Here is a 14,129-nt window from a genome sequence, read left to right as displayed (position 1 = left end):
TGGGCGCGGTAAGCCGCCGCCCGGGGGTGCTCCGAACCTGTATCGGGTAATCCCTGACGCTCATTATCGGGGTTGGCTGGGCCAATTCGAGTTATTTTTCAAACGCTTAATGTTGTTACAGCGCGAAACATGATGCGTTACAGGTCGGCTGGATGGCTGCCCCGATAGTCGGGAAGCAAGAATGGCTGAGTAGCCCAGCGCTTTAAACGCTTCGGAAAGCGATGGAAGGACGCCCGGCGGGCTGGAAACGGCGCCTATATCGGGCGCGTTGCATAGAAGTGAAAACGTCTTATAATTCTTACTCACCGTTGCACGGTGCGGATCGTAAGCCTTCGGTGGCTCACCATTCTGTACACATCGTACCGGCCGCAGAAATCCCCCAGGCGCATCGCAACTTGCGAACTACGCGCTTTTTCACTCCGAATATTCCTTTCCGATGGGTTCGTTGTAGGAAAAATTCCTACAACAATGACGGATTAATCCGTCAAGCAGGCTGGGTGTCTGTCCGCTTTTTTTCCGCTCCCCCTTTCGACACAATGCTCGCAACACCAGAAACGAGCCGATTCGTGCGGTTTAAGTGCGCGCGTTCGAGCAAACGTTTCCGCAACGGCCTGACCAGCCAGATACACCCCGGGGGAATCATGAGCGCGACAAGCGAAATGCTCAATGAGATCAGAGAAGTAAACCTGTCTTATCTCCTGCTCGCGCAGCGTCTGTTGCGCGAAGACAAGCCGATGGGCATGTTCCGCATGGGGATTTCGGACCAGTTAGCCGACGTGCTCGCCAATCTGTCGTTGGCGCAGACCGTCAAGCTGGCGGCGTCCAATCAGGTGTTGTGCCGCTTCCGTTTCGATGACCATGCCGTGCTGTCCGCGCTCGCGGACAAGGGCAAATCCAGCGCCGTGGCTCAGGCGCATTCCGCGATCCTGATGGCCAGCCAGCCGGTCGAACAACTCGGCTGATGGCGGCTTGCATCTCAAATAAAGCGCTCAGGACGTGGGAAATGCAAACGGATGGCCTATAAAAGCGTAGTGCTCGAAGTCAGGGAAATCACCCTGGCGATCGAATTGATCGAACTCGGCGCGCGTTTGCAGTTGCTGGAAGCGGAAACGAGTCTGTCGCGCGACCGGCTCATCAAGCTGTACAAGGAACTGAAAGGGGTTTCGCCGCCCAAGGGCATGCTGCCGTTTTCGACCGACTGGTTCATGACCTGGCAGCCGAACTTTCACTCCTCCCTGTTCTACAACATCTACCGTTTCATGGCCGGCCACGGCGGCTGCCTGACGATCCAGTCGATCGTGAAGAGCTACCGGCTCTATCTGGAACACGTCCACCTGCACGACGACGAACCCGTGCTCAGTCTGACGCGCGCCTGGACGCTGGTGCGCTTTTTCGACTCCGGCATGCTGCAAATGACCGCCTGCTGCCGTTGCGGCGGACACTTTGTCGCGCATGCGCACGATCCGCAGCACGCTTTCGTCTGCGGGCTGTGCCAGCCGCCCTCGCGCGCCGGTAAGACAAAGAAATTCGCCGACGCCCGGGCCCGCGAGAGCCTGGCCGCCCTCGCGGTTTGAGCGGCGCGCCGGCCGCCAACCCGGCGCCAACCCGCGCCCGCAACGCGCATCCCCGTCCGGCCGGCCTCGCAGCCTGATCGCGCGGCGCCCGCCCTGTTTAACGCGCCTGTGGTTTACACCGGGGTGACAAGCTGCTTTTCCGTCAAAGTTTTCTGCTCCGTTGCCGTAAACCAGATTAACGACGGTGACCGTCGCTTCTTTGTGAGGGCTCGGCAGTGCTGATTTTCGTGGGAACACTCGTGACGCTGTTGTCTGTCTTCGGCGGGTATGCGCTGGAAGGCGGCCATCTCGGCGCGCTGTTGCAACCCGTCGAAGTGCTGATGATCGTCGGCGCCGGTCTCGGTGCGTTTATTCTCGGCAACGGGATGAAGACCATCAAGGCGACGGTGCGCGTCATTCCAACCCTCTTCAAGGGCGCGAAGTACAACAAGGACGTCTATATGGAGCTGATGGCGCTCCTCTACGTCCTGCTGGCCAAGGCGCGCAAGGAAGGCACGCTGACGCTGGAAGCCGACATCGACGATCCGTCGAAGAGCCCGATTTTCACCCAGTATCCGAAGATCCTCGCCGACAAGCACATCATCGAGTTCCTGACCGACTACCTGCGTCTGATGGTCGGCGGCAACATGAACGCTTTCGAGATCGAAAGCCTGATGGACGAGGAGATCGAGACGCATCACCAGGAAGGCGAAGCGCCGGCGCACGCCCTGAACAAGGTCGGCGACGCGATGCCGGCGTTCGGGATCGTCGCCGCGGTGATGGGCGTGGTGCACACCATGGCCTCCGCCGACAAGCCGCCCGCCGTGCTCGGCGAGATGATCGCCCAGGCGCTGGTCGGCACCTTCCTCGGGATTCTGCTTTCCTACGGGCTGATCGGGCCGCTCGCGAGCGTCGCCGAACAGCGCGTGACCGAATCGACCAAGATGTTCCAGTGCATCAAGGTGACGATTCTCGCCAGCCTGAACGGCTATGCGCCGGCGATCGCCGTCGAATTCGGCCGCAAGGTGCTCTTCTCGACCGAACGCCCGTCGTTCGCCGAGCTGGAAGAGCACGTGCGCCGCGTCAAAGCCAAGTAACGGGCGCCGGGAACCGAATCGATGAGCAAGGACAAAGACCGCGCCATTGTCGTCAAGCGCTCCGCGCCGGCCAGGAAAGGCCATCACGGCGGCGCGTGGAAGCTCGCGTATGCGGACTTCATGACCGCGATGATGGCGTTCTTTCTGCTGATGTGGCTGCTGAGTTCGGCCTCCACCGTGCAGTTGAAGGGCATCGCCGATTACTTCAACCAGCCGTTGAAGATCACGCTGTGGGGCGGCGATCGCAGCGCGGAGGATTCGAGCATTCTGAAGGGCGGCGGCCGCGACATCTCGACCGACGCGCAAGGCGTGACGCGTTCCACCGACGGTTCGAGCAGCCGCGCCGAGCGTACCGCGTCGCATAACAACGAGGAATCGGTCAAGCAGTTGCAGGGCGAACTGGAGCGCCGCGAGCAGGTCCGCCTGCACGATCTGCAGGTCAAGCTGATGGCCGCGATCGAAGCGAATCCGGTGCTGCGCCAGTTCAAGCAGCAGATTCGCATCGACTCGACGCTGACCGGCCTGCGCATCGAAATCGTCGACTCGCAGAAGCGGCCGATGTTCGCGACCGCGAGAGATGTGGTCGAACCGTACATGCGCGACATCCTGCGCGAAATCGGCCACACGCTAAACGACGTGCCGAACCGCATCATCGTGCAGGGTCACACCGACGCGGCGCAATACGCGGGTGGCGAGAAGGGCTACAGCAACTGGGAATTGTCCGCGGACCGCGCCAATGCGTCGCGCCGCGAGCTGATCGCCGGTGGCATGGACGAAGCGAAAGTGATGCGCGTGCTCGGCCTGGCGGCGACGCAGAACCTGAACAAGGCGGACCCGATGGATCCGGAAAACCGCCGCATCAGCATCATCGTGTTGAACAGGAAGTCGGAAGAGGCGCTTGACCATGATGACTCCACCACGACCACCTTGTCGGACGACGCAGCCGGCTCGAAGCCGCTGCTGCAAAAGCTTGTGCAACCGGTGACGGTTGCGCCGAAGGCGCCGGCAACGGCGGCCCGGTAACAGACAGCGATTGCCCGGTGCGCGTTTCCTGCCAGGCGGGAAACGCCCGGCGATCCATAGCGTAAGTGCAGCGAGGTTTTCATGATCAGGCACATTCTGGCAATCGACGATTCGGCATCGATGCGGCAAATTCTCGCCGCCACGCTGACGACGGCCGGCTATGAAGTGACGCTCGCGGCGGACGGCAACGAAGGGCTCGAGAACGCGCTCGCCATGTCGTTCGACCTCGTGCTGACCGACCAGCACATGCCGGGCAAGACCGGCCTCGATCTGATCGCCGCGCTGCGCGGCAACCCGGCCTACCAGGCGACGCCCATCCTCGTCCTCACGACGGAATCGGGCGAGCCGTTCAAGGCGGCGGCGCGGGCTGCGGGTGCGACCGGCTGGATCGAAAAGCCGCTCGACCCCGACATGCTGACCGAACTGGTGGCGGCGTTAGGCGAATCAGACCAGGCATGAGCGCCAGATGAACGCCACCTTTACACAAGTTATAGAAGCTTTCGACGCGGCGGCACGGCAGCCCAAGCCTAGACAGGAACTCTCGCGGTGACCCAGGCATGACACTCGACATCACTCAGTTCTATCAGACGTTCTTCGACGAAGCGGACGAATTGCTCGCGCAGATGGAGCAGTTGCTGCTCAATCTGGACATCGCGCACCCGGACCCCGAAGACCTCGCGGCGATTTTCCGCGCGGCGCATTCGATCAAGGGCGGCGCGGCGACGTTCGGTTTTACCGCGCTGACGGAAACGACCCACATTCTCGAATCGCTGCTCGACCGCGCGCGCAATAACGAACTCGTGCTGCGCAAGGACATGATCGACACGTTCCTCGAAACCAAGGACGTGTTGTCGGGCCAGCTCGCCGACTACCGGGCGAGCGCCGAGCCGGACGCGGCGCTCGCCAAGGCGATCTGCGCGAAGCTCGAACAGTTGCACGCGGAGAGCCGTTTCGGCGGCGCGCCGGCGGCGGCAGTTGCAACGGCAGCACCAGCAGTACAAGCAACACCGGTAGAACCACCGGCAGCAGTACAAGGCGGCACCCCGCCGGAGCACGTCGTCGAACAGGCGGTGCAGGCGGCGGGTGAATGGACTGACGGCGAACCGGCACAGACCGGGCAAGCCGCGGGAGCCGGCGATGCAAACGAAAGCGCCGGTCCCCATCTGAAAATTACGCTACGGGGCGTGGATGAGAAGGACCAGGAGCTGCTGGCCGAAGAGCTCGGCAACCTGGGGAACATCGTCGGACGGGTCAAGAGCGGCGGCGATCTGACGCTGTGGCTCGCGACCGATGTGAGCTCCGACGACATCGTCGCCGTGTGCTGTTTCGTGATCGACGAAAGTCAGATCTCGATCAGCCGCGGTGCGGCGCCGGCCGACGATACCCAGCAAGGCGAACCTGGAACGCCGGACGCTGAGCATTCGACGCCGGTGCAGGCAGCACAGGCAGCATACGCAGCACCGGTGGAGCACGCAGCATCGTCGGCACCGGCGGCCGACTCCGCTGCGTCCACTCACTCCGCCACGCGCGGTCTGTTCGACGCGCCGGCGCAACAGCCGAATGCGCCGGCAGCCCACGCAGCGGCACCCGCGGCAGCGGCCGGCGCACCGGCGGCGAATGCGGCCGCATCGGTCGCCCCGGCCGCTCCGGCCGAACAGGACCGCAAGGCGCGTCCGGCCGCGGCGGCTGGCGGCGCGGAAGGCAGCTCGATTCGCGTCGGCGTCGAGAAGGTCGATCAGCTGATCAACCTGGTCGGCGAACTGGTGATCACCCAGGCGATGTTGGCCGAGACCACCAGCACGTTCGATCCGGCTTTGCACGACCGCCTCTTCAACGGCATGGCGCAACTCGAGCGCAACGCGCGCGACCTGCAGGAAGCGGTGATGTCGATCCGCATGATGCCGATGGATTACGTGTTCAGCCGCTTCCCGCGTCTGGTGCGCGATCTGGCGGCGAAACTCGGCAAGGAAGTGGAACTCGTCACCTTCGGTCAGGCGACCGAACTCGACAAGAGCCTCATCGAACGGATCATCGATCCGTTGACTCACCTCGTGCGCAACAGTCTCGACCACGGCATCGAAACCGTGGAAGCCCGGCGTGCGGCGGGCAAGGACTCGACCGGCCAGCTGGTGCTGTCGGCCGCGCATCACGGCGGCAACATCGTCATCGAAGTCAGCGACGACGGCGCCGGTTTGCGCCGCGACAAGATTCTCGCGAAGGCGGCCAAGCAGGGCATGCAGGTCAGCGAAAGCATGACCGACGATGAAGTCTGGAACCTGATCTTCCTGCCGGGCTTCTCGACGGCGGAGCAGGTGACGGACGTGTCGGGCCGCGGCGTCGGCATGGACGTGGTGAAGCGCAACATCCAGTCGATGGGCGGCCACGTGGAAATCACCTCGCATGCGGGCAAGGGCAGCACCACGCGGATCGTTTTGCCGCTTACGCTGGCGATTCTCGACGGCATGTCGGTGAAGGTCGGCAACGAGATCTTCATTCTGCCGCTGAACTTCGTGATGGAGTCGCTGCAACCGCGAGCCGAAGACATCTACACGGTGGCCAACGGCGAACGCGTGGTGCGCGTGCGCGGTGAATATCTGCCGCTCGTCGCGCTGCACGAAGTGTTCTCGGTCGAAGACGCGAAGCGGGAACCGACGCAAGGCATCGTCACCATCATGCAAACCGAGGGGCGCCGCTTTGCGATGCTGATCGACGAGCTGGTCGGCCAGCAGCAGGTGGTCGTGAAGAATCTGGAAACGAACTACCGCAAGGTGCACGGCATTTCCGCCGCAACCATTCTCGGCGACGGCAGTGTCGCGCTGATCGTGGACGTGGCGGCGTTGAACCGCGAGACCCGCCACGCGCATGGCGCGATGAGTCTCGCGTGACGTTCATGACACTCGCAACACTTACTCAACTCATTTCATCCCAACCGTTTGGGGGCTAACGTGGCAGAAGTCCAATCCATCAATTCGAGCGTCGCGAACGCGAGCGGTACGAATGGCCGCCGCGACGCGCAGCAGGCGGACGCCGGCGGTCAGGAATTCCTCGTCTTCACGCTCGGCGCCGAAGAGTACGGCATCGACATCCTCAAGGTGCAGGAAATCCGCGGCTACGACAACGTGACGCGTATCGCCAATGCGCCGGAATTCATCAAAGGCGTGATCAATCTGCGCGGCATCATCGTGCCGATCGTCGACATGCGCATCAAGTTCCATCTGGGCCGCGTCGAGTACGACCACCAGACTGTCGTGATCATTCTGAACGTCGCGCATCGCGTGGTCGGGATGGTGGTGGACGGCGTGTCGGATGTGCTGACGCTCGCTGCCGATCAGATTATGCCGGCACCGGAATTCGGCGCCACGCTGACGACCGAGTACCTCACGGGTCTGGGCACCGTCGACGGCCGCATGCTGATCCTGATGGACATCGAGAAGCTGATGACCAGCCGTGAAATGGCGCTGATCGAAACGCTCGCCGGCTAAGCGGCTGCTGCACGAACGAAAGACTGGAAGAGGGAGCATTGAAATGCTGAGCAGGTGGTCGATTCGCACGTCACTGACGATGGTGGGGATCATTCTGGTTGCGCTGACCGTGGTGGTCGGCGCGCTCGGACTGACGGCGCTGAACGGCGCCAGCCAATCGCTCGATCGCATTGCGCGCGGCGATCTGGTGGCGATTCACGCGCTCGACGAGGCGTCGGCGTACCTGTTGCGTTCGCGCGTGACGCTGGACCGCTTCATCGCATTGAGCACCGCCGGCGACGCCGAGCAGGCGAAGAAGGCGCTCGATCGTGCGCAGGAGTTGCTCGGCAAGTCAAACGAGAACTGGCAGGGGTTTCTCAACGCACCGAAGAACGGCGTTGACCAGGCGCTGCTCGACGATCTGACGGCGCGCCGCACGACCGTGATGCGAGACGGCGTCGAGCCGGAGTTCGCCGCGTTGCGCGCGAACGACCTGGCGGCCTATCATGCGATCGCCGATACGAAGATCAGCCCGATGTTCCTTGCGTATGACAACGCCGCGTCCGTCGTCGTCAAGGGACTGCAGCAACACGCAGTGGACCAGCAGGCGAGCGCGCAATCGAACATCTCGCTGATGACGACGCTGATCATCGCCGTCACCGTGCTGGCTTTGCTGCTGGTGGTGGGCATCCGCTTCGCGCTGCGCGGCCTGATCGTGCAGCCGCTCGCCGACGCAACCGCCTGCTTTGAACGGATCGCTTCGGGCGATCTGTCCGAGACGATCGAGGTGTTCAGCCGCAATGAAATCGGCCGGTTGTTCAGCGGCATCAAGCGGATGCAGGAAAGCATGTCGACGATGGTGAAGGCGGTTCACAGCAGCACCGAATCGATCGACACCGGCGCGCGCGAAATCGCGATGGGCAACACCGATCTGTCGCAACGCACCGAACAACAAGCCGCTTCGCTGCAGGAAACCGCCTCGAGCATGGAGCAGCTGACCGGCACCGTGCGGCAGAACGCCGAGAACGCGCGGCAGGCGAGCCAGTTGGCCGTCAACGCGTCCGATATCGCGACCCGCGGCGGCGACGTGGTGAGCCAGGTCGTGACGACGATGCAGGATATCGCGACCAGTTCGAATAAGGTCGTCGACATCATCGGGGTGATCGAAGGGATTGCGTTCCAAACCAATATTCTTGCGCTGAATGCGGCGGTCGAAGCCGCGCGCGCAGGCGAACAGGGCCGCGGTTTCGCCGTGGTCGCCGGCGAAGTGCGCAGCCTCGCGCAGCGCAGCGCCAGCGCCGCGAAGGAAATCAAGGAGCTGATCGGCGACTCGGTGGACAAGGTGCAAAGCGGTTCGACGCTGGTCGGCCGCGCGGGCACCACGATGGAAGAGATCGTGCAGGCGGTGCGCCGCGTGACCGACATCATGGGCGAAATCAGCGCGGCTTCCGAAGAGCAGTCGGGCGGCATCGAGCAGGTGAATCGCGCGGTCGTGCAAATGGACGAAGTGACGCAGCAGAACGCCGCGCTGGTCGAACAGGCAGCCGCTGCGGCCGCGTCGCTCGAAGATCAGACGCGTCAGTTGCAATCCGTGGTGAACGGCTGGAAGGTGGCCGGCGGCGGGCAAACGCGGGAAGCCACGCGCAGCGTGACGACGGCCGCGCGTCCGCAAAAGGCGCGCAGCGCAGGCGTGAAAGCGACGCCGGCCGCCAAAGCCTTGCCGCAACCGGCAGCACACACAGCAACAGGCACGGCGGCAGCGGCCGCGCATGACGCAGGCACCGCACGTGTCGAACCGGCTCTGAAGCCGAAGACGACGCGTGCAGCGTCCGAATCCGCAGCACGCCCGGCCGCTGCAAGCGCGGCCACGGCATCGGATGCGGACTGGGAAACGTTCTAGGAAGCAGCAGGCAGACATGCAGTCATTCGGCATCTCGCTCCATGAGGGGCGAATCATCGAAGCACGCTTGGACAGCGTGTCGCGGGCCGACTGCAGGTGGGCAGAACTCGCGGGCGGGCGCGACCCCGCGAACACAATCCCTTGCGCCAAAGGATATCGCTTTGGCGGCAAGCGGAATGGCTCGTATCGCAGGCAGGAACTTTCATGATGGCAACGCGCGCACAGCAACGTCCGCAACCGGCACGTCCGCAACCGGCACGTCCCGAGCGGGCGGAACCGGCCAGATCCGGCGAACAAGGACGGGATTTCGAATTCACGTCGGCGGATTTCGCTCGTATTCGCGAACTGATTCATCGCAGCGCGGGCATTTCACTGTCGGATCACAAGCGCGACATGGCGTACAGCCGTCTGGCGCGCCGGCTGCGCGCGCGTGGCCTCGAGGCCTTCAAGCAGTATCTCGATCTGCTCGAAGCGGAGAACGATCCGGCCGAGTGGGAAGCGTTCACCAATGCGCTGACCACCAACCTGACCGCGTTCTTCCGCGAAGCGCATCACTTTCCGATCCTCGCCGACTTCGTGCCGCGCCGGCCGCAGCCGGTGTCGGTGTGGTGCTCGGCGGCGTCGACCGGTGAAGAGCCGTATTCGATCGCCATGACGCTGATCGAAGCGCTCGGCGACAGCGGCGCGCGCCAGGCGAGCGTACTTGCCACCGACATCGACACGCAGGTGCTGGCGAAAGCCGAAGCGGGCATGTATCAGTTCGATCAGGTCAAGCATCTTTCGCCTGAGCGGCTCAAGCGCTTCTTCCTGAAAGGCACCGGCGCGCATGCCGGGATGGTCAAAGTGCGCCCGGAAGTGCGCGCGATGGTGCGCTTCGAACAACTGAACCTGACCGACCGGGACTATGCGCTGCGCTCGCAATTCGACGCGATCTTCTGCCGCAACGTGATGATCTATTTCGACAAGCCGACCCAGGCGCAGGTGCTCGCGCGCTTCGAGCCGTTGATGAAATCGGGCGGTTTGCTGTTTGCCGGCCACTCGGAAAACTTCACGTATGTGACGCAGGCGTTCAAGCTGCGCGGCCAGACTGTTTATGAACTGACGCGCGACGCCACCGGCGCGCGCACGCCGTCTCGCCAGGCGAGCCATTCCAGTAGCACGCCGGCGAGCGGGGTGACGGTATGAGCGCCGCCCTGCCGATCGCCACCAATCTGTATTTCGACAACCACTTCCAACGTCCCGGCGTGAAGCTGTTGCCGAACGAGTTTTACACGACCAACGAAGACATGGTGCTGGTCACCGTCCTCGGGTCCTGCGTCGCGGCCTGCATTCAGGACCGCACGGCGGGCATCGGCGGCATGAATCACTTCATGCTGCCCGACGACGGCGCGGACGTCGCGCAAGCCGCGTCGGATTCGATGCGCTACGGCGCGTACGCGATGGAAGTGCTGATCAACGAGCTCATCAAGGCGGGCGGCCGGCGCGAGCGCTTCGAAGCCAAGGTGTTCGGCGGCGGCGCGGTGTTGGCCGGCATGACGACGATGAACATCGGCGATCGTAATTCGGAATTCGTGCGCCGCTATCTGGCGCTCGAAAAGATCCGCATCGTCGCCGAGGACTTGCAGGGCTCGCACCCGCGCAAAGTCGCCTTCATGCCGCGCACCGGCCAGGTGATGGTGAAGAAACTGCGCCTGCAGCAGGAAGCGGGTGTGGCCGAGCGTGAACAGGCGCTGGTGCGGCAAAGCCCCGAAGCGCGCGCCGAGCGCCTCGCGGCGGCGCGCAAACGGGTCGAGCTGTTTTCCACGCCGGCCGCTGCAAGGCCGAAGGTCGAGTTGTTCGGCTCGAATACAGGCAGCGGTATGGGTAGCCTCGCAGGCAACTTCGCAGCATCCGCAGGAAGCAGCGCGACCGCAGGCGTAGCGAAGCCGCGCATCGAACTATTTGGCGCGAGCCCGCGCCCCATTAATCCAAACAACGCCAGAACCGCAGAGGAGGCGTGAGCGCTGTGCAAAAGATCAAAGTATTGTGTGTCGACGATTCGGCGCTGATCCGCAGCCTGATGACGGAAATCATCAATGGCCAGCCGGACATGACCGTCGTGGCGACCGCGCCCGACCCGCTGGTCGCGCGCGATCTCATCAAGCAGCACAATCCGGACGTGCTGACGCTCGACGTCGAAATGCCGCGCATGGACGGCCTCGACTTTCTCGAGAAGCTGATGCGCCTGCGGCCGATGCCGGTCGTGATGGTGTCGTCGCTGACCGAGCGCGGCAACGAAATCACGTTGCGCGCGCTGGAACTCGGCGCGGTCGATTTCGTCACCAAGCCGAAAGTCGGCATTCGCGACGGCATGCTCGACTACTCGGAAAAGCTCGCCGACAAGATTCGCGCCGCAGCCCGGGCGCGGGTACGGCAGGCCGCGCCGGCGCACCATGCGGCTGCACATGCAGCGCATGCGCCCGCCGCCGCAGCCGCCGCGCCGCTCTTCAACAACCCGCTGCTCAGTACCGAGAAGCTGATCATCGTCGGCGCGTCGACCGGCGGCACCGAAGCGATCCGCGAAGTGCTGGTGCCGCTGCCGCCGGATGCGCCTGCCGTGCTGATCGCGCAGCATATGCCGCCGGGTTTCACGAAATCTTTTGCACAACGCCTCAATGGTTTGTGCCGAATTACCGTTAAAGAGGCAGAGCACGGCGAACGCGTGCTGCCCGGGCATGCGTATATCGCGCCCGGCCACGCTCACCTGTTGCTGGCCCGCAGCGGCGCGAACTATATTGCGCACCTGTCGGACGAGCCGCCGGTGAACCGGCATCGTCCGTCGGTCGATGTGCTGTTCCGTTCGGTCGCGCAGCACGCGGGCAAGAACGCGGTCGGGGTGATCCTGACCGGGATGGGCCGCGACGGCGCCGCCGGGCTGCTGGACATGAAAAAAGCGGGGGCGTATACCCTTGCGCAGGACGAAGCGAGCTGTATCGTCTTCGGCATGCCGCGCGAAGCGATCGCGCTGGGCGCCGCCGACGAGATCGCCTCGCTGCCGGAAATGAGCCGGCGCGTGATGGCGCGTCTGTCATCGATGGGCGAACGCGTTCAGCGGGTATGATGCGCGCCGGATAGATTGAAGCGGTCATGCGCCGCACCGTGGATCAAGCAAAGGGAATGAAATGGATAAGGGAATGAAGATTCTGGTAGTTGACGACTTTCCGACGATGCGCCGGATCGTCCGCAACCTGCTCAAAGAGCTGGGCTATAGCAACGTCGACGAGGCGGAAGACGGCCAGGCCGGCCTCGCGCGTTTGCGCGGCGGCAGCTACGAGTTCGTGATCTCCGACTGGAACATGCCGAACCTCGACGGTCTGGCGATGCTCAAGGAAATCCGCGCCGACGCCAACCTCGCGCATCTGCCGGTGCTGATGGTGACGGCCGAGTCGAAGAAGGAAAACATCATCGCGGCGGCCCAAGCGGGCGCGAGCGGTTATGTCGTCAAGCCGTTCACGGCCGCGACGCTCGACGAGAAGCTCAACAAGATTCTCGAGAAGATGGCCAAGACCGGGAGCTGATGTGAATTTGCCGACCAACGCGCAAGGGGCCGAAGCGGTCCACGAGAGCGGCGACTTCGCGTCGGACCGCATCCTCGCCCGCATCGGCCAGTTGACGCGCACGCTGCGCGACTCGATGCGTGAGCTGGGGCTCGACAAGCATGTCGAGCGCGCGGCGGAAGCCGTACCCGATGCTCGCGACCGTCTGAAGTACATTGCGGACATGACCGAGCAGGCCGCCGAGCGCGTGCTGTCCTCGATCGACATCGCCAAGCCGATCCAGGAGCAGTTGCGCCAGGACGCGGGCGAGCTCGATGCGCGCTGGGACAAGTGGTACGCCGCGCCGATCGAGCGCGAAGAAGTGCGCGCGCTGATGAACGACACGCGTGCCTTCTTGCACGGCGTGCCGGAGGCCACCACCGCGACCAACTCGCAGCTGATGGAAATCATGCTGGCGCAGGACTTCCAGGATCTGACCGGCCAGGTCATCAAGAAGATCACGGAGGTCGTGTACCTGATCGAGCAGCAATTGCTCGGCGTGCTGGTCGAGAACATCGCGCTTGAACGGCGCGAGCAGTTCGCGGCGACCGCGGCGGCGCTGGCGGCCGAGCCGTCGTCGACCGGCAGCCCCGAACACCTGCTGAACGGTCCGCAGATCAATCCGGAAGGCAAAACGGACGTGGTGCAGGACCAGTCGCAGGTCGACGATCTGCTGGCGAGCCTCGGGTTCTAACCCACGGCTAATCCGCCAAAGCGACAGGCCGAACCAGTATGCATAGCAAGCCACGCGCCCGCGTGCGCTTGCTGTCTGTCGACACAAACCACAGGCATACTACGACCTCGAGCAGCGGCACGGTTTTCCGGCAAGCAATGGCGCCGGGCGGTGGCACGGCGAGGATCCCTCCCATCGTGCGACCGCGACGGTGCCGTATGATCTGCCTACATGCAGCCGGTTCGCGCGACGTGCGGACCGAGCAGCAGTCGCTTGGGAGGAGTTTTGTCATGTCGAGTCGTGTACGCCGCGCCGGGTTGGTTATGGCGCTAGTCTTACCCTGTTCGTTGTTCGCCGTGCAGTCCGCCTACGCTGGGCTGGGCGGCACGCCGATGACGCCGCCCGCGGATGCGTCGGTTTCTTCCCGCACCGTGCAGCCTGCCGCCGGCGCAGCTTCGGCGGCACAGAGCGTGATGCGTTCCGCATCCAACGCCGCTTCCGCTACGAGCGCCTCCGCGTCCTACACCGTGCGTGAAACCACGCTCGGCAACGGCACGGTCGTGCGCGAATACCTGGCGGCGGACGGCTCGGTGTTCGGCATTGCGTGGCGCGGTCCGCAAATGCCGGATCTGAGCGATCTGCTCGGCAGCTACTTTCCGCAGTACGTCGCCGGCGTGAAGGCCATCCGCGCGACGCGCGGCGGACGCGGCCCGGTCGCGGTCGATCAGAGCAGCCTCGTGGTCCATTCCGGTGGCCACATGGGCGGATTCAACGGTCAGGCGTGGTTGCCGCAGGCGCTGCCTGCCGGCGTCAGCGGTTCCGACATCCAGTAAGGGCGAGGACGAAC

General features: G+C 63.9%; 14 protein-coding genes. All 14 read left to right on the top strand.

Annotation, left to right across the window (positions count from 1 at the left end; genetic code table 11):
* Window positions 1-641 precede the first annotated feature (641 nt).
* The 14 genes from flhD to AC3WOG_RS20055 all read left to right on the top strand — a co-directional run bounded on the left by flhD (window position 642) and on the right by AC3WOG_RS20055 (window position 14,115).
* A complete protein-coding gene (gene flhD, locus AC3WOG_RS20120; RefSeq protein ID WP_006050893.1) occupies window positions 642-962 on the top strand; it encodes a flagellar transcriptional regulator FlhD in 321 nt (106 codons plus the stop codon).
* A gap of 51 nt (window positions 963-1,013) precedes the next feature.
* On the top strand, window positions 1,014-1,574 hold the full coding sequence (gene flhC / locus AC3WOG_RS20115) for a flagellar transcriptional regulator FlhC (RefSeq protein WP_341313921.1): 561 nt from the start codon (window positions 1,014-1,016) through the stop codon (window positions 1,572-1,574).
* A 215-nt stretch (window positions 1,575-1,789) separates the two neighbouring features.
* Window positions 1,790-2,650: a flagellar motor stator protein MotA gene (motA, locus tag AC3WOG_RS20110; protein WP_408140147.1), complete on the top strand. Its 861-nt coding sequence runs from the start codon at window positions 1,790-1,792 to the stop codon at window positions 2,648-2,650.
* A 21-nt stretch (window positions 2,651-2,671) separates the two neighbouring features.
* Window positions 2,672-3,673 (top strand): flagellar motor protein MotB, encoded by a 1,002-nt coding sequence (gene motB / locus AC3WOG_RS20105; protein ID WP_492579552.1) that lies wholly within the window; start codon window positions 2,672-2,674, stop codon window positions 3,671-3,673.
* A gap of 81 nt (window positions 3,674-3,754) precedes the next feature.
* Window positions 3,755-4,132, top strand: a complete 378-nt coding sequence (locus AC3WOG_RS20100) for a response regulator (protein WP_492579551.1) — start codon at window positions 3,755-3,757, stop codon at window positions 4,130-4,132.
* Window positions 4,133-4,230: 98 nt separating this feature from the next.
* Window positions 4,231-6,558 (top strand): chemotaxis protein CheA, encoded by a 2,328-nt coding sequence (gene cheA / locus AC3WOG_RS20095; RefSeq protein WP_492579550.1) that lies wholly within the window; start codon window positions 4,231-4,233, stop codon window positions 6,556-6,558.
* Between the two features lie 60 nt (window positions 6,559-6,618).
* The gene (gene cheW, locus AC3WOG_RS20090; protein ID WP_492579549.1) at window positions 6,619-7,155 is read left to right on the top strand and encodes a chemotaxis protein CheW; all 537 of its coding nucleotides are present in this window, start codon (window positions 6,619-6,621) and stop codon (window positions 7,153-7,155) included.
* 43 nt (window positions 7,156-7,198) lie between these two features.
* The gene (locus AC3WOG_RS20085) at window positions 7,199-9,034 is read left to right on the top strand and encodes a methyl-accepting chemotaxis protein (RefSeq protein ID WP_492579548.1); all 1,836 of its coding nucleotides are present in this window, start codon (window positions 7,199-7,201) and stop codon (window positions 9,032-9,034) included.
* A gap of 204 nt (window positions 9,035-9,238) precedes the next feature.
* Complete coding sequence (locus AC3WOG_RS20080) at window positions 9,239-10,219, top strand: CheR family methyltransferase (RefSeq protein WP_492579547.1); 981 nt, start codon at window positions 9,239-9,241, stop codon at window positions 10,217-10,219.
* Window positions 10,216-11,034, top strand: a complete 819-nt coding sequence (gene cheD, locus AC3WOG_RS20075; RefSeq protein WP_492579546.1) for a chemoreceptor glutamine deamidase CheD — start codon at window positions 10,216-10,218, stop codon at window positions 11,032-11,034. The genes AC3WOG_RS20080 and cheD overlap by 4 nt, the downstream gene beginning before the upstream one ends.
* A 5-nt stretch (window positions 11,035-11,039) precedes the next feature.
* A complete protein-coding gene (locus AC3WOG_RS20070) occupies window positions 11,040-12,134 on the top strand; it encodes a protein-glutamate methylesterase/protein-glutamine glutaminase (protein WP_492579545.1) in 1,095 nt (364 codons plus the stop codon).
* 61 nt (window positions 12,135-12,195) lie between these two features.
* On the top strand, window positions 12,196-12,591 hold the full coding sequence (cheY, locus tag AC3WOG_RS20065) for a chemotaxis response regulator CheY (RefSeq protein WP_492579544.1): 396 nt from the start codon (window positions 12,196-12,198) through the stop codon (window positions 12,589-12,591).
* A 1-nt stretch (window position 12,592) separates the two neighbouring features.
* A complete protein-coding gene (gene cheZ, locus AC3WOG_RS20060; protein ID WP_492579543.1) occupies window positions 12,593-13,303 on the top strand; it encodes a protein phosphatase CheZ in 711 nt (236 codons plus the stop codon).
* A gap of 269 nt (window positions 13,304-13,572) precedes the next feature.
* Window positions 13,573-14,115 (top strand): DUF2844 domain-containing protein, encoded by a 543-nt coding sequence (locus AC3WOG_RS20055; protein ID WP_492579542.1) that lies wholly within the window; start codon window positions 13,573-13,575, stop codon window positions 14,113-14,115.
* The last annotated feature ends 14 nt before the right edge of the window (window positions 14,116-14,129 follow it).

It is taken from the genome of Paraburkholderia sp. FW306-02-B, assembly GCF_058782725.1.
Note: the sequence above shows the minus strand (reverse complement) of the source record. Positions and strands in the feature narration are given on the sequence as shown.

Coding starts and splice junctions, on each gene's coding strand:
- flhD (WP_006050893.1), top strand. CDS start 642: ATGAGCGCGACAAGCGAAATGCTCAATGAGATCAGAGAAGTAAACCTG.
- flhC (WP_341313921.1), top strand. CDS start 1,014: ATGGCCTATAAAAGCGTAGTGCTCGAAGTCAGGGAAATCACCCTGGCG.
- motB (WP_492579552.1), top strand. CDS start 2,672: ATGAGCAAGGACAAAGACCGCGCCATTGTCGTCAAGCGCTCCGCGCCG.
- AC3WOG_RS20100 (WP_492579551.1), top strand. CDS start 3,755: ATGATCAGGCACATTCTGGCAATCGACGATTCGGCATCGATGCGGCAA.
- cheA (WP_492579550.1), top strand. CDS start 4,231: ATGACACTCGACATCACTCAGTTCTATCAGACGTTCTTCGACGAAGCG.
- AC3WOG_RS20085 (WP_492579548.1), top strand. CDS start 7,199: ATGCTGAGCAGGTGGTCGATTCGCACGTCACTGACGATGGTGGGGATC.
- AC3WOG_RS20080 (WP_492579547.1), top strand. CDS start 9,239: ATGATGGCAACGCGCGCACAGCAACGTCCGCAACCGGCACGTCCGCAA.
- cheD (WP_492579546.1), top strand. CDS start 10,216: ATGAGCGCCGCCCTGCCGATCGCCACCAATCTGTATTTCGACAACCAC.
- cheY (WP_492579544.1), top strand. CDS start 12,196: ATGGATAAGGGAATGAAGATTCTGGTAGTTGACGACTTTCCGACGATG.
- AC3WOG_RS20055 (WP_492579542.1), top strand. CDS start 13,573: ATGTCGAGTCGTGTACGCCGCGCCGGGTTGGTTATGGCGCTAGTCTTA.